Here is a 17,887-nt window from a genome sequence, read left to right on the forward strand (position 1 = left end):
CGACCACTTTTGATCATGAAAGTTCGCTTCCGCGTTGCGCCCGCCGCCGCCAGCCGGCGGCTCATCCGAGCTATTCGGCTCGATGCTCTTCGTCGACGCCCAGGCCTCGATTAGTGTGCCGTCGACCGAGAAGTGATCGCAGGATAGAAACTTCTTCACCCTAGGACCTAGTGACGATTTAACTGTCTGAGCTGTGAATCGGCATGCAGTGAAAATCAACCCTCTGGCTCTCCCTTGCCGGCAGCGGCATCGTCGACCGCCGTGCCCCGGAGGTCATAACTGCCAGTTCCCTCATCATCGCTCGAACGAGCGGTTCGCCCCTCTTCATCGATCTGCCTCGCAAGGAGACGGCTCGCCCTGTCACCTGACCACGTATCAGGGCCGCAAGACCTTCGCCCGCTTTGTCGGCAAACGCGACCGCCCAGCCTTCATGCCCTCCAGCATCATTTCGGGCACGTGACCCGCATCATGACCGACAGTGCCTATGTCGGCACGGATTTCTGCTTCATCTTCGCTCCTTGCGGCTACGATGAACCAGAACTCCTCCCTTCGTGAAGTCCCTCTATTTGTCTCAAAGGTCCTGACGGCGGACATATATCGCGGTGATGGTGCAGAGATGGTGTCGCGTGGAAATAGAGCCCTTGGTCTTTTGACATTGCGCTCGGGGAGTTGAGCGAAATTAGCTGAAGGCCCGCCCTTGATCCAACGACGATGTCCACAATCCAGGCCTCCATCTCGGTCCATCTCCACGGCTTTATGCGCGTTGTGAAAACAGACGCCGTTTGGCGCGCTTGCACCGTCGCAACAAGCCGAACAGGAATACGATCAGAAGGAAGAGCGCGAGGCACCACCAAAGCCACCTCGGCAGCGTATGCGGCTTTCCCAGGCCCATGCCCGCTGCAAACACCTCGGTCAAATCGCGCTCGATAGCACCGATCGCGCATCGCCCATCACGACCTGCGCGCGTGTGACTGTAGAGGTCAACGCCGCCAACGACCGGGTCGGTGATACAGAGGCGCCAATCGCCGGCGCCACGCGCGGCGCTGAAGAAGCCCGGCGCGTAGCCGCTATCGAGTCCCGGGTCCGCGACTTGGGCTGCCGCGCCGCACGCATTGTCTGGACTCTGCAGGTTGGGACCGATCGCCGTTGGCGTGGCTCCGGGCACACAATTGCCCCCGGTGTTTGAAAATATCGCGACGTTTCCAAGCGCCAGGGCGGCACCGGTGGGCGCGGCAAGGCCGGTGGCGGCGTTGTTGGCAACAACCGAATTGACCAGGCGCAGGCGCGAGCCCGAGATGGCGGCGCCCGCTGCCGTATTGCGCGCGAGAATTGTGTTGCCGACTGCCGAGTCGACCCCGCCCAACGCCAATGCGCCCCCGTCATCTGCGGCGTGATTGTCGACGATGATCGACCGCGTCAACGTCATCTGGTCGTTGGGTATGGGGTTGGTCGTGTCGGCGAGAACCTGAAAGACGTTCTGCCACGGCTCGGGCAATGACGCGGCCTCCAAGGCGGCCATCGCCCCACCGACGCGGCCGGCGACATTGTTGCGTAGCAGCACGCCGTCGGCCATGACCTGCCCCGCGAATGCCAGTGCGCCGCCAGCCTGGTCGGCGGTATTGCCATCGAAAGTTACGCGAGAGATCACAAGCCGCGGCAGATCGATCCACTCGTCGGCGCTCCAGATGTTCTCGCGCGGTGGCCGACCGAATGCGGCAATGGCGCCGCCAATCCGCGCTGTGTTGTGTTCGAAGGTCGATTTCGTCAGCGTGACGCGCGAGCCGAGCGCAAGGATGGCGCCGCCGAGGCCAAACGAGCCATTGTCGACAAAGTCGCTGTCGGTGATCTCGACATCGGACCGTACGATGGTCAGCGCGCCGCCGGTCGCCCCGAAGGCATCGCGCGCCGCCTCCGGGCGGGTGCCATTCTCGACAAATCGGCTGGCACGGATTTTGACCCGCGCATCCGTGAACAGCAGGCTTGCGCGGTTGCCGGCGAAGGTCGACCGATCGATTGTGATCTGCCGCGACAGCGCCACCCGGTCTGGCGTCGGCCACGCGCCGCCGGCGATCGGGTGGTCCCCGTTGCCGATGAATTCGCAGTCCGCCATCTCCACGGTCTCGGCGTTGACCACGGCGCTGCCGGTCGCTTCCGCTTGCGCGTCGCCGTTGCGGCGAAAGCGGCTGTTCTTCGCGCGTAGCGTGCGCACCAGAAAGGCCGATGGGCTGTCCTCGACCATCACATTGTCGAGCGTGACGGTTGCGTGGTCGCCTGCGACGATCGTGCCCGCGGCTGCTGCCTTGTTGGTGAGCGTCAGCCCGGTCAGATACAGCGACCACGTCGTGGTGAACATCGGCCCATTGCCGGGACCGGACAGTGTCACAGGCTGTTCGGAGCGGATCGTGCGCGAGGATGGCACAACATGCGTCGCGGTGACCGCGATGTGGTCTTCTCCGGCCGGGCAGCGGATCATGATCGATCCCGGTTGGCCGAGCGCCGTGGCGAGGTTGAGCCCGCCCGGCGCATCGTCGCGGCCGCACACGGTGACGAACTGTTCCTGCGCTGCCGCGCCGCCCGTGACGAGCATGAAACCCAGTACGAGGGTGGCGAGGCGGCTAGAACAGATCATCGAGCTGTGCCCCGTCCTCGGCCTTGCGGACCGGATTCTCTTCATCATCGAGGTTGATGAAGATGCGCCGGCCGACCGACCGGCAATTCGCCGCCTGCGCCGCTGGCACGGCGCTGATCGTGAAGCGCGCGTCGCTCTCGTGATTGACGATGCCACAGGCGCGCCGGTCTGCGCCGAAATCCTCGTCCTCCGCCTCGAATTCGAGGGTTCGGTCATCCGTCGTCGTGTAGGTGACCTTGTCGCTGGCCGACGCCTTCTCCCAATCGGCGACACGACCGGAATTCCTTGCTTTCACTGCGGCGATGAAAGCGGCCAGCGACCGTCCGAAGCGATCCTGCTCGGCCACCTCGAAGAAGCCCCAACTCGAGCCGTCGACGTCGATGCCGTCGTGGTCATAAAGGGCGATGAACACGTCGCCGCGGTCGTCCGGGTCCTTCAGCGCAGGGCAGACGTGGCCATCGATGGCATAAAAATGCTGGTCGATCGTCGTCCAGCACGACGGACTGAAATCCGCTGGCAATCGTGGCCGCAGCCCGCAGCCGAAGGCGCCTGCGATGCAGTTGTTGTGCGAGTACGTCACCAGCGGTTTGTCTTCTTCCATACCATATTGCTCTGCAGTTCCGTCAAAGCGGAGGAAGTCAGTGACGCGGTTGCGCTCGCGTGTCGTTCCGTCGCTGTTGGTGACGGTTCGCGCTCGTGTCATCAGCGTCGTCGGCACACCGACTCCACGGTCGTTGGCCGGAGACAGCAGATATGTTTTGATGCCGAAGATGAGGCTGGTTCCAGCAGGCTGGCCTTCGTCGTTGCCGCCGGCGGTGAGGAGCCAGCCATTACCGCTGACATAGGCTTCGCGACCGAAGTGGCGGTATTGCTGCACTCGCGGTGTCGTCTTGTCGACGGCTATATCGAGGATCATCGGGTCAGGGCGATAGCGCGAGGTAGAGTAGAAAGAGAGTTGGCCAAACGTCTCCGGCTTCGCGATCCCGGTCGGGGCGAAGCGGTTGTTGCCGGTCCATACCTGAAGGGCACCAATCATTGTGTCGGCGCCCTGGACGAGTTCTGTCAGTGGGCGGCCGTCATAGAATTGCTTGTTCACTTCGGCACGGCGGCGGAACGGGATTAGCCTTCGGCCTTCGAGTGAGCCGACCGCTGCCTTTGCCGCCGACAAGTCGAACACCGCCGCCGCTGCGGTCACGATCGCTTTGTCCTTGTCATCGCACGGAGCGTCGGCGCCCCGCTGCAGGCCGGCAAGGTCATAGTTCCATCGCACGTCGCAGGCATAATCGATGAGGTTGAGCAGCGCGAAGTGGCTGAGCCGCGCATATGGCTTCGCGTTGTATTCAAGGAAGTCTTCTTTCGCGATCCGCTGCATGCGCTTCAGGAGCCATTCGCGCACGTCGTCGTTGAGGTCGGAGATCTTGTCGAACGCCTCGCGGTTTCCGGCGCGGGCGAGTTCAGCCATCATCAGCTTGTTTTTAAGATAACGCGAGGTGTTCTGCATCAGCAGGTGGTTCTCTGTCTCGTCTATGCTCGCCCACAGCACCGAGCCGAAGATGATGATGGTCACAACCGCCGCCACCACCGCTGCCGCTGCCGCTGCGGCGCCTGCTGCCATCGCTCCGGCTGCTATCGCGGCGCCGATACCGAATGACACGGCCGCCGCCGCGATCAGGATGAGAAGCACCGCGAGAAAGCGCCAGAAACTGTCCCAGCCCGACGGGTGGAGTTCCTCCGCGCCGTCGTTGTTGTAACGTCCAACGCCTGGGTCGCTGCCAGTTCCCTCCACGGTGTCGATCGCGCTGCCATACTGGTTGTTTTGGTTGCCGCAGCTGAAGACCAGGTTGAATTGCTCACGCGCCGTTGCGTTGCCGGGCGCGGATCGCAGAGACAGGAAGCGCGTGTTGAGCCGCCCAAGTGCGGCGTCGACGTCAAAGCCGACGCCGTGGCCACGCTCGCCGACGCGGTAGAGCACATGCGCGATGCGGGTATATTCGAGAACTCCCATATCCCAGTCGCCTTTCACGTCGGCGCCGGAGAACTCAGAGAGGCAAGGTACGCCATCGGTACCGGGGACTTCGGGCTTGACGATGCCGCCCTCCTCGGTCCACGGCCCATGGCGGTCGTCGAGCAGCACGGCGCGTATCTGCCGGGCGAGGCAGGCGCGGGTCATATCCACCTGCACGCGGCTGTCACCCGGTGGAACAAATACGTAGGCTACGCTTGAGCAAGGGCCTTGGTCGTCCTCGAAACGAAACCCGAACCAGTCATTGTAGACGCGGTTGACGACATCCTGGGCTGAGGCGTTGCGGGGCAATGCTCGTGCCTCCGGGCAGCGCCCGCGGCTGTCTGGCTGACCCAGATAGGACGGCGGATCGTCTGGTGAACGGCAGCGGGCGAGTGGGCGCCAAGCTGCGATGACCGCCGTGGGTTCGGCGAGCACGCCGTAGCAGACGGGCCGACCGGCCGCAGTCGAGTTTGGGGCGATCGACGCGTCCGCCAGCACCGCCGCCTTGCCGAGAACCAAGGTTAGCGGCCACGCGGCGAGGTCGGATTCATTGAGGTTTGGTGTGTTCGGATCATCTGGAAACCCCTTTTTGCCGAACCGGCTCGCCAGTACGAATCCCTGCACGAACTCGTACTCATTGCCGCACGCCATGACGAGGTGGAGGCGCTGCGTGCGCTCGGCGAAGCCATCATGCGCCGCCTGACCGGTCGTCGCTGCCGGGCCGAGGTCGGCTGCGGTCTGTGCTGCCGCGGGCAGCGCCAATACAAGGAACAGGCAGAACGCGGCGAGGCGGCGCATCATTGTCCGACCGCCAGCATCGGGTTCGCCTGCTCACTTGCGACGAAGCTGCGGATGTCGGGCGTGACGCAGACCAGATCCTGCACCATAGCCTCACGCCAGACATAACCGTTGGCGCAGGTCTTTGGACCGAATGGTCCGGGCACCCACAGAAGCGGGGCGCGCGCGTTTTCGGCTGCGATGCGCTTTCGGCTCGCCAGGTCCACGCAGACGGTGTCGGAGGGCAGCGCCCTTCGCGGCGCAAGTGGCGCCGGGCAAACTGAAACGATCGGTCCGGCGATAGCCTCGGTCGCCGTCATCACGAAGACGACCGCGATGATCATGTGCCATCGCGGAAGCGTCACCGGCAGAGGGACGTAAAATGCCATTCTCTTGTCCGACACGTTTAGCTAAACGACTTGCGAATTGCGTATAGCGGCGCCGGCAAACGCCCATGGTGTAACTCTAGCATGTCACGCGCCGAAAAGGCAGCGTCCCGCCACGCGCAGAAACAGCTTAATTACTTCTGTGGCCCAGATTTGAGGCGCAACCGATCCCTTTCCTCGGCTTGAGCGTCTGGAGAGATTCGGCCAACACCTGCGTCAGACAGTTCGCAAACCGAATATGCTTGATCCTGGAGCCCGTAACGACGTTCACTGGCTTGTCGACCTTCGCCGCCGTCGGCGACCGGACGAAGAGGTTGTCGACCATCTAGGTGGTCGAAGCCCTGCCTGTTTCGCGTACCAGCTCAACGGATATTGGGCCATGAAATACAGGTCGCGCTCGACCGGGAGGCCAAGCCTGCCGTGCAGGGATCGGATCTCGGCCAAGCTAATGTAACCGAGTTCCGGTTGGCCAAGACCAAGATTGCAGAGGTTGAACAAATGATCCGAGTCCGCGGGATCGGCCTCGGTGATGAGCCAGGTGACGGCCGCGTCAGGCGTGAAAAGCTTGACGACGGGCTTCGGATCGATGTTCTCACCAGCAAAATTTCGTGAGTCATTGGCGAGAAGTTGGGCGAGTTGGTCTTCAGTGATGAGCGGTTCGGCCATGATGGCGTCCATTCAATGTCACTCTCCGATCGAGGGCGAGGAGGTGTTAGGCCGGCGCAACCAAAGCGGCGCGGTCAGGCCCTACACGGTTCGGCGCGGGCCGGGCTTGACCGTGCTGCGGCGTCGGCCAGCATTCCGCTGCCTTTTTGTCGAGCGGCGCATGAATGGAGAAAAGATGGCCGATGCTTCGGCGCAGGAACGATTGACTCCTAGATGGCGCATTTGACCTCGCAGCAGGCAATTTTTTGCCGCCGCCGCCGCGGTGAATGATCTGGGATGACCGGTCTACTGCATGGAAAGTTCGGGATACTTGCGCTTCCCGTGTGAGCAGGCTAAATACTGAACTGAATGGTTCAGTATTTAAGTACTCCCCTCGATCTCTCGTTTGCGGCGCTGTCCGATGCGACACGCCGCGGGATCATCGATCAGCTTGGGCGAGAGGACGCGTCGATCACCAGTCTCGCGGATAAGTTCCAGATGACGCTGACCGGCATGAAGAAGCACGTCCAGGTTCTTGAGCGGGCGGGGCTCGTCGTCACGCAGAAGGTCGGACGGGTGAGGACCTGCAGACTTGGGAAACGCGGCCTCACGGCGGAGGCCGAGTGGATCGAGGCGCATCGCAAGCTCTTTGAGGCCCGGTTCGAAGCATTGGACGAAATCATCAGCGAAATGAAACGGGAGGGAAGCGATGAATCAGCAAGTTAACAGTGCAGGTGGTGCGCAGAACCGCACGTCGGTCGAGCGCAGAGGGGATTGCGAACTCGTCGTGACGCGAACATTCGATGCGTCGCCGAACGCGGTTTATAGGGCGTGGAGCCAGCCGGAGCTATTCCAACGCTGGTGGGTGCCAAGATCGGTGTCCGGCGTTTTGCTCGTATCGTGCGATATGGACGTCCGCACCGGCGGCAAATATCGGCTGGAATTCGGCGCCGGCGGTTCGGACACCATGGTCTTTCACGGCAAATATCTCGAGGTGGTGCCGAACGAGCGCATCGTCTGGACCAACGACGAGGGCGAAGAAGGCGCGATCACGACTGTGACCTTCGAGGACCAGGGCGGGAAGACGCTACTGAATTTCCACGAGGTCTATCCGTCCAAGGAGGCGCTTGAGGAAGCACTGCAAGGCTCGGCGGCCGCATTGCCGGAGCAGCTTGAGCAACTCGACGAATTGCTTTCCTGCACAGGCGAGTAGCGCGTGTCGGGAACCTCACCTCGAGGGAGCGCCTGCTCTTGGAAAGTGACTCCACCGGCCCTTCTGGCCGGAGCGAAGGCGCAAAACCGCCGTTGTTCTCCACTTCAAGAGGTGCGTGAACCCGATCGCACAATTAGCTGGTCTGGCGTGCAGATACTGATCAAGGCCCGCGCCGAACGCCAGGTGACCGTTCTGCCAATCAAGGGCCAGGCTCGGGTTGCGCTGCGGGTCCTGGTATGGCGGCGAACAGGTCAGGCCAGAAGTTATAGAGGGCAAATACCGCAAGCGCGAGGATTAGGCCCACGTAGACGAAGCCAACCCAGCGCCGCACTGTTCCATAGTCAGCGATGCTCTTGGCGACCGGCTGCTCGCTGAACTCCTCGATTTCGGCCGGGGTTAGAATTGTATTCAGCGCCTGTTTCCAGACCCGGCGGGCGTTGCCCTGATTCTTGAAGAATTTGTGGTTGATGAACAGCTGGATCCCGTAGGAGAACGAAAGGAGCAAAATAGCGGCGAACGCCATCGCGCCTGCGATGTAGCGGTTCCCGACTTTCGTGGCATCGGGGAGAAGCTTCAGGCCGAATGGGACTGCGGCAAGTGCCGCGTCCTTCCACAGGCTGCTTGCGAGATCCTGCGCCTTCTGGCTCGCCTTTTGTGCTTCGTCGACAACTGTCTTGCGCAGCTCCGCCAATGCCTTCAGAGTCTCGCGGCTGCTCGATTGCACATAAGCGGCGTAGGCACCCTTCGCGGAGTCAAGACTTCCGTCGCCAAATTCAGCAAGCGCACTTTTCCTATGGCTCCGGGCCAGTTCATTGGCGAGGAGCAGATGGCGGGTATCCGTGTCGCGGCCCTCAGCGAACACCCACCCGGCTCCTGCCAACATACGGTCAAAGACCGTGCTTATTTGCGTCGGCGAAGGTGTGATGATGCACGAAGGTGGCCCACTGAAGTGATAGGCGATACCTACATCGGTCTCGGAGACCCGATTGGCGAGCGCGGCGAGCAGACGGGGGCCGGATAGCCCCTTCCAAGCTTCATATGCCGTGCTGGACTTTTTCGGTCCACTGCGCTGCAACCAGGGACGCAGATCTTCCGGCACGAGACGCACCCGCGTGAAATCGGTTGACAGGGTGCGAGGATCAGGCAGCGCCTCAGATGGAGCGTAGAGTTCGGGCGGCTCGTTGGTCCAGACCTGGAACCGGCTCCGGTATGTCGTGAAGGTCCCGTTTCCAGCCATGTCCGCTATCTGTACACAGTTGACGTCTTCGATCGCGTCAACCGCGTTGAGAAGGGAGTTGCCAAGGAACAGCCGGAGCTCACCCTCGACGGAGACCGTTTCCAAGACGACTCGAAATCTCGCATCCGACACCGGCGCGTCATCCTCAAGCTGTTCATCCGACTCGACATCCGTGATGACAATCGAGCCGATGAAAGGAGGTGGCGACCGGCGGAGATCAAGCCAGGCACTGCGGACTTCCGCATCGGACAGGGCGGCATGTAGGATCGCAAGACCCGACCGCTCGTCGATATCGGTCGGCTGCGCGGTCCGGACGATGAGGTCAGAGACGCGTGTCGGTGTCATCATAACTGACATCAAGCGGGTCGTTGATGATGATCCGGTTCGCCTCGACCGTGACGACCTTCTTCAGCTCGGAAGGCACCCGGATTTGAATCCCGTTTTTAGTACGATAGCGCAGCGTTGATGGCGGGCGGACGTTTGAGACGTCAAATTTGATTGGCGTTCCATCCAGTCGCTGCTTACGTAGCGCGCTCTGAAACTTAGCCACCAGCGGATGGTCCGGCGGCAGGGCTTGGCCAACCACGGTGTCGAGAAACGATTTCTGATCGTCTACGCCGACCTGCCCACCCGCGGACGCGGCATCGAATGTGCGTTTCGTCACCTCCTGATAGACCTGCGGTGATACGAGATCCCGGTTTTCGCGGATGACCTGCCGGGTCACATCGACCATCTTGCGCGTTGCCTCCGCGTCATCGAACTGACGCACGGCATCCAGGAAATTCTCGAAATAGCGCGCCACGTTTTGCTGGTTGCGGCGATCGAGGACCGTCAATTCCCCGCCCGCCTCGGTGAGTTTGACCAGCGCGGACTTCTGAAGCGCATCCCGGTTTTGGACAAAGGTCCGCTCAAGTGCGTCCAGGCTCACCTTCTTACGGCCGCCCCTTCCCTCCGCGAGCTCGTAGGTCAGCACCTTTTCGTCATCATATTTGAGGAGGGCGAAAAATTGCGCCCCGGCGGCAGCGAGTTGAAAGAGCAGAAACGCTCCGGCCGCAGCGCTGCCGCCATGGAGACGCTGAAAATCTTCTGCGAGCTTCTCGCTTTCGGTTTGGAAGTGCTTGGAATCCGTTGCGATGCGCCGCAGACGTTCACGCGTGGCGGAGGCGTCCGAGAACACATAGGGCAATCCGTTGTTCACGGAGCGGATGCGGTCGATGAAGAAATCCGAGAACCGACCGGGATTGATCTCCTCCAGCCACACCATGTCTTCTGGCCGTGGCCCTACAAGATGGAAAACCATTCGCTCGATTGAGAGGGCGGAAACCTGATCACCTTCGAAAAAAGCCACGTTGATTCTCCCCCTAGTTCCCCGATCAAGTTAGCAGAAAATTCCCGCTCGGATCATCACAGTTGCAGTGAAGATCTGCGGCCAGAGCGATCAGTACGTCCGCGTAGAGTAGGAGCTCGGGTGCGAGTATGCAAAAAGATGCCGGTGTGAGTTGCGGGTCTTGCACGTTCGTGCATGACCGTGAGGAGGGCGATGTTCGGGGGTCTGCTTTGAACGCGCATATCGGCCATCCGCGCACGCATGGTTGAGGTCAACGATGCTCAAAGCTGAGCTTGGATGGGATCGGAGTAGTCAAGACTTGCCCCATCGGTCTTGACTCCGATGACGCATCGTCGGCGCGTGCCGCAAAAGCTGATGCCAAACGTTTTCGGACCGGGCAAATTCTTAGGGCGCAATCGTGTCCCATCTTACGAAACCAAGCTTTATCGGCTTGGCAGATTTCGGCGATCGATAAGGGGAAACAAACAATGGCCGACCAGCATCTCACCGTTGAATTTCTCACCGAACTTACCGCCGAGATAGTTAGCATATACGTCACAAAGAACCCGGTTCCGGTATCTGAACTTCCGAGCGTAATCGCGAGCGTCTTTCAGAGCTTGAGCAATCTTAATGGCCGACAAGAACCAACCGTTGAGCCGCTGAAGCCCAAGGTTCCCATCAAGAAGTCGGTCACGCGCGACTTCATCATCAGCCTGGAAGATGGGAAACAGTACAAGACCTTGAAGCGGCATTTGACCGCGCTGGGCTTGACCCCCGAGGGCTATCGCGCAAAGTGGTTACTCCCGGCAGATTACCCGATGGTGGCCGAAAGTTACGCGGAGCAGCGATCCGCACTGGCCAAGAAGCTCGGCTTGGGCAGGAAACCGGACCAGAAGCGCGGTCGCAAGCGCGGGGGCTCATCGTAGCTTGCAAGCTCGCAAGAGACAGATCGCACGAACGATCCAGCCTGCGTTGCGGCCGGGGTAGATGCTACCGAGCTCGAAGCAGGATTGGTGGCTTAGCCGATTGCCTTGGTCATGAAGTCTGAGAGTGGGGCGGGCTCGTATTGGCCAAAGAGCTTACAATAGACGTAGCTGAAATTCTCATAGAGCTTTCGAGCTGCAAGGCATCTGTGCCGGTTTCCAGAAATAGACACTTGAGGCCGATCCTATGCGCCTCATCTTCAATTGCCGTCAGTAGCCTGCGGGATATTCCGTTTTCTCGCCAAGCCGGCCGTACAAACATACTTTTGATCTCGCCGGTGCCATCGCTGTGACGTTTCAGCGCGCCGCGCCCTGTAAGATCCGCGCCCATCCTTGCCGTCCAGGACGTTATGTCGGGCTTGTCGAGCTGTGACAGGCTGAATGAATGGATACTCTGGGGCGGCAAATTGACCTGAGAATGGGCGATCCGTTCTTCGATCAACGCTGCATTATCAGCGCCGGCAGGTCGCTCGATCGAGATGGAAACAGGAAGCGTTCGTGTCATTTGTCGAGTAATCCGTGGAGCCTAACGGCTCGCATCCGATCCGGCTTAGCTTTGAGTCAGGAAAGGAAGCACCTCACTGTCGCATTTCTGACTTGCATCCCCTGCCCGTCGAAACGTCTTACGGAAACAACAATCGGTATGCAGTATACCAGCCTCTGCAACATCGTGATGTTGGCTTTCGGTTGAAATAAGATACCCCCAGCGTCAGACCCAGCCCTCGCACCGTGTAGAAAGTTTAGTTTTTTCAAAGCACTGACACGAAAGCGCAAGGTGCACGGATACGCTGCACCGTGCAAAACCCGGCAGAAAGCTGAGCAAAAACAACCGCCAGACCGAAGCGCACCGTGCGCGCTTTTATCCTGCCCTCTTATTTGGGGTGGATTTCGCGCCAGTATTCGCCATCGCCATTTCTCCTTCATAGCAGTAAATCGCTTGATATCACACGCCAGGGCGCGAGGTTCTGCGCAGTCGTCGAGATCAGGTACGCCGTGCACTCTTCCGGCTCATCGACGGGATAGCTGCGCTGCTTATTGTCAGCGCTCGAACCGTCGCGGCACATGTCGCTATCGGATTCACGGGGCAACATCACAGGCATTCGTGCGTGATCCGGCAGTGCCGGCCACAGGCAAGATATCGTGCTTCCCGTTTCTATCGGCCGTGTAAGCGTCCGGTCTCTGCACCCAGATTGAGTAGTGCATTTGCGCGGCATGTCGGGCTCCTTCGTAGCATGGAGGATCTCCGGTGAATTTGAGACATTTCGAGAACAAGGCGCGACAATCCTGGTGGGTAGTTCACGTCGAAGCGTGGTAGCGAAGGGAACGCCTCCGAGGTGGCGTTCAAAATCGGCTTCCGGTTCCCGTTTTCCTGCAACTCATAGAGGAACCGTCGCCGGCAAATGGCGCGGCTAGATTGCCCCATTCCCTGATCCGCTCGACCAGGGGATGTGACGGTTGCCCCGAGCCTTCATGGGTTGGAAATCCGGCCGTTGCCGATCGCGATCACCCTGCCGGCCATAGCGATTGTCGACGGCCGGTGAGCCACGATCACCCGGGTGATGCGAAGGTCCGCGAGCGCTCGATTGACGAGATACTCGTTGGTCTCGTCGAGATGGCATGTTGCTTCGTCCAGGAACAGGATACGTGGTTTGCGGTAGAGCGCGCGTGCAAGGAACAAGCGCTGCTTCTGTCCTCCGGAAAGCGCACTGCCCATATCACCGACAAGCGATTCATAGCCCATGGGCATCATCCGGATTTCGCCATCGATTGCCGCCAGGCGCGCGCACTCCTCGATCCACTCTTGATCGGCATGGGGATCGAAAGCAGCTATGTTTTCGATTAGCGTTCCAGTAAACAATTGGTCGTCTTGAAGAACGCAGCCTGTGATTTTTCGATAGTTGGATAGTCCCATATCGCGAATGTCACAGCCATCCAGGCAGACACGCCCTTGCGTGGGCTGAATCAACCCCGCAAGGATTTTTAGCAATGTGCTCTTTCCGCAGCCAGATGGACTGGTGATGGCGACGCTTTCGCCCGCTGCAATCGTAAGATTGATCCCCTCCAACACATCCGGTTCGCCGTCGCCATAGCGGAAACGAAGCCCATGCGCCTCAAGGCGGCCCGCCACGATGCCGATCGAAGTTCCAACCCGTGCGATGCCTTTGTGCGCTTCGGGTTCGGCGAGTGCGATGTCGCCTAGCCGTTCCCCTTGCAGCGACAGCATTTGCAGCTTGAAAATCATGTTGATCAGTTCGGTGACACGACTGGTAAACTGCTCCTGATAGGAGGAGAACGCCATGAGCATGCCGACGGTCAGGTTGCCGTGGATCACTGCACGACTGCCCAGCCAGAGCATGAGAACCCGCCCAAAGCCGAACAGCAAACCGTTGATCCCATTGAAAACCATATCGAGCTTGTTCGTTTTGAGGCCGGCATTGACGGCGTCGACCAAGGTGTTTAGCCATGTGCTTTGGCGTCGTTCCTCCAAGCCCAGGGCCTTGACGCTGTTTGCGCCCCGAATTGACTCTATGAAATGGGTATTTTCTCGCGCGTGGTGCACGAGCTCCGCTTCGGTGGCTGAACGGTAGGGTCGGTAGAAAACAGCCCTGACCAGCACGTAAAGCCCGGTTGTGATCAAGGAAATGACAGCCAAGGGCGGGCTGTAGAGAAACATCATGGCCAGCATGCCCACAACCATCAGGCTGTCCATGATGGAGCTGACAAGATCCGTTGTCAGCGTATGCTGGATCGTCTGGATCGAACCGAAACGGGATACGATGTCACCGACATGACGCTTCTCGAACCATGACAGAGGCAGGCGCATCAGATGAGAGAACAGGCCTATATCCCATTGGATAGCAAACCTGGTCATCAGCACCATTGTCCCCCATGAGCGGACAAAGCCGATAGCCGTCTGCAAGAGGACCAACAGCGCCAAGCCTACGGTGACCACCGTGACTAGATCGAGGTCGGCACTGACGATGGCCTGATCAATGATCAATTGCAGACCAAGCGGCGAGAGAATGGCAAAGACCTCGAGGCAAAGGGCAAGCAGGAAAATCTGCGCCAAAGCCCGCTTGAGACCGACGACGCCCCGAAACAAGCTCACCAGCTGGAACCGATTCTGCTCCACTTTTGGCGAGAAGGATTGGGCAGGCCAGACTTCGAGGGCAACGCCGGTAAAACTCTGATTGAGTTCCTTGCGTGTGACATGACGGCGGCCCCGGGCCGGATCATGAATGATGGCCCCTTTGCCGATGACCTTGTCCAGGACAACGAAGTGGCTGAAATCCCAATGGAGGACACAAGGGGTCTTTAAATCGCGAAGATCATCGAGCGCGACTTGCACGGCCCGCGTCGAAAGAAAGAGCTCACTGGCGAGATCAGCGATGTTGTAGAGCGTCATGCCCTTCAGCGATGCGCTGAATCTGAGGCGCATGGTGCTGATGTCGATTTGATGCCCGTGGTGGGACGCGATCATTGCCAGGCTAGCAAGACCGCATTCAGCTGCCTCCGTTTGCAGGATCAACGGCAAGCGGGGCCTGAAACCGAAAGCGAGCCTTTCCAGAACCGTCACAGCCTGTCCCCGTGGCTGGAGAGGGCGCCACGCAGGCTGTAGAGCGGTTCAAGCAGCCATTGATAGATGGGCCTGGTGTCAAGGAACACATCAGCCTCAACCGCCATGCCTGGCCGGATAGGCTCTGCCTTTCCATAAGCGATGACATGATCTTGTTCCGGTCTGACGATGACCCGGTAGAGGCCTGCGGATGGATCGCTCGTCGGCGAAGCTCCCCTTTCGGGCAGGAAAATCGTATCGATGTCGCTCGGGCGCAAGCTGACACGGGAGAACCCCGCGACCGTTCCCGGGTGAAGGCCGAACTTCTGATAGGGGAAAGCCGCATAACGCAGCATCACCTTGGCATTTTCGTGCATGAAACCGATCACACTGCTTGATCCATAAAGATGGACTTCGAGCTTGGCTTCGCTCGGCAGGATCGACAACAGCGGCGCTCCAGCGGCAACGAACTGTCCGGATTGGACAAGAATGGCAGTCACATTCCCGGTTCTCGGCGTGGTGACGTCTATCTGCCTGCGCGCTTCACCCTCGACGAGATCGCGCTCGATGACGCTGATCTGTCTGCGCAACTGGCCGATGACAGATGCGGCCTTTGCATCAAAACCCGCCAGCTTCGTGCGCACCTCCGTCAATCTTTGCTCAAGGCGAATGGCTTCACGCCGAAGGTTCTCCCGTTCCTGTTCCTTTTGCATCCGGCTTTCCATCCGGGCAAAAGCCTCGCGCTGCAGGACAACGTGCCGGCGAACCAGTTCCTCGTATTTCTCGGAGATGGTTCGCAACACGGCGGCGTAATCGCCCGTGACCTTTATCTGGATCTGGACTTGATCGATCTCTCGAAGCAGGCCTTGCTCTTCCTTCGCCAGCCCAGCTTTCTCGATACTGTCCAGTTTTTGCTGGCGGATGATCTCGGCTTCCAGTTCGCTCCGCTGTTTGCGCAGCAGCACGGCTGCCGCTGCTTGTGTTTCGCCCAGAGACGTCATGCTGTCGGAGGTGATCGTATAGAGGGATTGTCCTTGGCGAACATCGCTGCCATCAGCAACGTTCAACGAGATCACACGGCCGGCATTGGGTGCAAAAACCCGTACGATCCCGGTGTTAGGCATGACAACCCCACCAAGGCGTACCCGGCGCGTATATTCTCCAAAAATTAGGTAGGTGCTGATTGCAAGAACGACAGCAACCCCTAGCGCGGCCGTGATCGAAACACGAAGCGGGCGCAGCAAAATGGTATGGCCCAACCAACCGTCTTTTTGGGAGGTAACGGCCTCCAATCGAAAAAGGGGCTCATCCAAATTTCACCCCAGATCACATGTAAGTCAGGCGCGCATCAACGGCCGGCTGAATAAACGATTGTGTAATATTATCGAATTCACCCCACGCTCACAATCAAATCTTTAGTCGACATATCGTGGAGATTTCGAGTAGAAATGATGAAGAGATCGATCTCCCACAAGAGATATTGACGAAGTAAATTTAGAAGAGCTAGAATTATCCGCTTGGCGTCTATGAACCAAGCCAATCTCGGAAAAGAAGCGCAGGAAATTGTTCGCATTCAAAGCAAATGAGGATCAATATGCGTGAATTGACAATTGAAGAGATGAACTTGGTCGCCGGCGGCCGGCGCGGCGGCGGGCATGGGGGTGGTCATGGTCATCACGGCCGATCTGGCGGCTCCTACGGATACTCCGGAACGCTCGCCGGCGTAACAAAGGGGTTTGACGGGACCGGAATTAGGACGGACTGTCATTACTCGACACCAGTTGGTGGATTTACCGTATCAATGGCCGGTTCTCACAATTGCGATCCAACATCGCCAGCACCGAAGGGTATCGGTGGAAGTGGTAGGTAACGGGACGCTGAAGAGTGCCTCGGCTACGGCTGGGGCATTTTTTTGAGGCAGACTCATGAAAATTAGACAAAACATAAAAATTTCCGATGGTGCGAGAACGCATATCTTAAGACACTATTTGGAACCCGAGGTCGACGATCCATCTAAACTTCGTTCGATCCCCACACTTCGTTATGTTTTGTGCTACAAAGATTCCTTCGGAAACCCTATAAAAGACGCCATCGTTGGCTATGTTCTTTTTAGAATGCCTGTCGAGAATATAACCAATGAAACAGTATTTTTAATGGATGGTGAGAATAAGTACTTTGCAATCGCTCTCCGCGAGGAAGATGGGTATTTTGAAGACGCGTTCTATACGTTGGAGCGTGAAGAGGGTATTAATTACCTTATAGTCGAAAACCGAAGCGCTGCTAAATCCTGAAACGAATATCTTAAGCGCTCCGCGCCGTTTGCCCTGGCGAACCGAGAATGACCGATAGAGAAAAGATGGTGTCAGCGCTCGACCTTATTGAGGCTGGATTAGCTACTGCGCTCGTGGCTGCTGTTTTCGCTACCGTCGCCGTACTTTTTGCTCGCACTGGGCATGCGACCGGGTTGAAGGACTTGTTTCGCGATCTGCAAGGCGATGTAACCGTCATGGCGGGCGTTGCCGGGCTCGTTTTGATAGGCCTGAGCTTCGGAATTGTATTGTTCGTCTGCATGGCGCTGACTACCAAGTCATGGCTGCATAGAATTGCTGGACGCCACATTGCCCATATTCTCGGGCGACTTCAGCGTTCATAGTTCTGGCGTCGGGAACAGCGCTGACATCCATTTCACGTTACACGATCGCGGTTTCCAGGGCGGTAACTCAAGGGCAACCAATCGACCCGCACAGAGATTTCCGAGCAACCCTCGGACGCGCAGCGTAGGGCGAGCCACCTCATCGACGGAGGCGGATATACGGTCTTACCGTCGATCGGCGCGGCCGCAGGCAGGATAACGTGCGTTCCTGGTCTACATCAGTCTTCATCCGCCGCAGCGGATCTACTTATCTCAGTTGGCGCCTGTCAGCGTGCCTGCGCCATGCATTTCAGCTGCCGACGCGCTGCTCATCGATACGCACTCAAAAGTGAGCGCTGTTGCGGCACCACCTTTCGCGCGTGGTCATGAGCCACGATGCTCGGAGCCTTTGAGGGCTTCGACACATGACGATTTCAGAGCTTACGCTTAAGTCCAGGGACGAGGAGCCGGTTCGACGGCTTGAGATATTCACGGGT

General features: G+C 59.0%; 14 protein-coding genes and 1 pseudogene. 5 read left to right on the forward strand and 10 right to left on the reverse strand.

Annotated features, from left to right (window positions below; all coding sequences use genetic code 11):
• The 5 genes and pseudogenes from AB4136_RS32875 to AB4136_RS32895 form a co-directional block, all read right to left on the reverse strand.
• Positions 1-165 (reverse strand): annotated as a pseudogene (locus AB4136_RS32875) (IS5/IS1182 family transposase); the annotation flags it as partial.
• A 589-nt stretch (positions 166-754) separates the two neighbouring features.
• Positions 755-2,629: a hypothetical protein gene (locus AB4136_RS32880; protein ID WP_024925261.1), complete on the reverse strand. Its 1,875-nt coding sequence runs from the start codon at positions 2,627-2,629 to the stop codon at positions 755-757.
• Entirely contained in the window at positions 2,616-5,435 is a 2,820-nt protein-coding gene (locus tag AB4136_RS32885) for a hypothetical protein (RefSeq protein ID WP_024925262.1), read from the reverse strand. Before AB4136_RS32885 ends, AB4136_RS32880 begins: the two co-directional genes overlap by 14 nt.
• A complete protein-coding gene (locus AB4136_RS32890) occupies positions 5,432-5,800 on the reverse strand; it encodes a hypothetical protein (protein ID WP_024927286.1) in 369 nt (122 codons plus the stop codon). Before AB4136_RS32890 ends, AB4136_RS32885 begins: the two co-directional genes overlap by 4 nt.
• Before the next feature lie 264 nt (positions 5,801-6,064).
• Positions 6,065-6,475, reverse strand: a complete 411-nt coding sequence (locus AB4136_RS32895; RefSeq protein WP_065997931.1) for a DUF2958 domain-containing protein — start codon at positions 6,473-6,475, stop codon at positions 6,065-6,067.
• Positions 6,476-6,811: 336 nt separating this feature from the next.
• On the opposite strand from AB4136_RS32895, the gene AB4136_RS32900 reads away from it, so the two are divergent.
• The gene (locus AB4136_RS32900) at positions 6,812-7,168 is read left to right on the forward strand and encodes an ArsR/SmtB family transcription factor (protein ID WP_024925265.1); all 357 of its coding nucleotides are present in this window, start codon (positions 6,812-6,814) and stop codon (positions 7,166-7,168) included.
• Positions 7,152-7,655: an SRPBCC family protein gene (locus AB4136_RS32905; protein WP_024925266.1), complete on the forward strand. Its 504-nt coding sequence runs from the start codon at positions 7,152-7,154 to the stop codon at positions 7,653-7,655. Before AB4136_RS32900 ends, AB4136_RS32905 begins: the two co-directional genes overlap by 17 nt.
• A gap of 199 nt (positions 7,656-7,854) precedes the next feature.
• Here the strand turns inward: AB4136_RS32905 and AB4136_RS32910 are convergent, their stop codons facing one another.
• Both AB4136_RS32910 and AB4136_RS32915 read right to left on the reverse strand, forming a co-directional pair.
• The gene (locus AB4136_RS32910) at positions 7,855-9,240 is read right to left on the reverse strand and encodes a hypothetical protein (RefSeq protein WP_024925267.1); all 1,386 of its coding nucleotides are present in this window, start codon (positions 9,238-9,240) and stop codon (positions 7,855-7,857) included.
• Positions 9,215-10,240 (reverse strand): nucleoid-associated protein, encoded by a 1,026-nt coding sequence (locus AB4136_RS32915; RefSeq protein WP_024927663.1) that lies wholly within the window; start codon positions 10,238-10,240, stop codon positions 9,215-9,217. Before AB4136_RS32915 ends, AB4136_RS32910 begins: the two co-directional genes overlap by 26 nt.
• 467 nt (positions 10,241-10,707) lie before the next feature.
• Here AB4136_RS32915 and AB4136_RS32920 point away from each other — a divergent pair, with 467 nt between their 5' ends.
• The gene (locus tag AB4136_RS32920) at positions 10,708-11,145 is read left to right on the forward strand and encodes a MucR family transcriptional regulator (RefSeq protein ID WP_024925269.1); all 438 of its coding nucleotides are present in this window, start codon (positions 10,708-10,710) and stop codon (positions 11,143-11,145) included.
• Between the two features lie 109 nt (positions 11,146-11,254).
• On the opposite strand, the gene AB4136_RS32925 is transcribed toward AB4136_RS32920, so the two are convergent.
• From AB4136_RS32925 to AB4136_RS32935, 3 genes are all read right to left on the reverse strand, one after another.
• Entirely contained in the window at positions 11,255-11,707 is a 453-nt protein-coding gene (locus AB4136_RS32925) for a GNAT family N-acetyltransferase (RefSeq protein ID WP_081766935.1), read from the reverse strand.
• A 963-nt stretch (positions 11,708-12,670) separates the two neighbouring features.
• Positions 12,671-14,779 (reverse strand): peptidase domain-containing ABC transporter, encoded by a 2,109-nt coding sequence (locus AB4136_RS32930; RefSeq protein WP_024925270.1) that lies wholly within the window; start codon positions 14,777-14,779, stop codon positions 12,671-12,673.
• On the reverse strand, positions 14,776-16,071 hold the full coding sequence (locus AB4136_RS32935) for an HlyD family secretion protein (protein WP_137900814.1): 1,296 nt from the start codon (positions 16,069-16,071) through the stop codon (positions 14,776-14,778). The genes AB4136_RS32930 and AB4136_RS32935 overlap by 4 nt, the downstream gene beginning before the upstream one ends.
• Positions 16,072-16,683: 612 nt before the next feature.
• Here AB4136_RS32935 and AB4136_RS32940 point away from each other — a divergent pair.
• Both AB4136_RS32940 and AB4136_RS32945 read left to right on the forward strand, forming a co-directional pair.
• Positions 16,684-17,049 (forward strand): hypothetical protein, encoded by a 366-nt coding sequence (locus tag AB4136_RS32940; protein ID WP_137900815.1) that lies wholly within the window; start codon positions 16,684-16,686, stop codon positions 17,047-17,049.
• 47 nt (positions 17,050-17,096) lie between these two features.
• Positions 17,097-17,411, forward strand: coding sequence for a hypothetical protein (locus AB4136_RS32945; RefSeq protein ID WP_024925272.1), 315 nt, complete (start codon positions 17,097-17,099; stop codon positions 17,409-17,411).
• Positions 17,412-17,887 lie beyond the last annotated feature (476 nt).

The organism is Mesorhizobium sp. 2RAF21 (assembly GCF_052115345.1).
GTDB lineage: Bacteria > Pseudomonadota > Alphaproteobacteria > Rhizobiales > Rhizobiaceae > Mesorhizobium > Mesorhizobium terrae.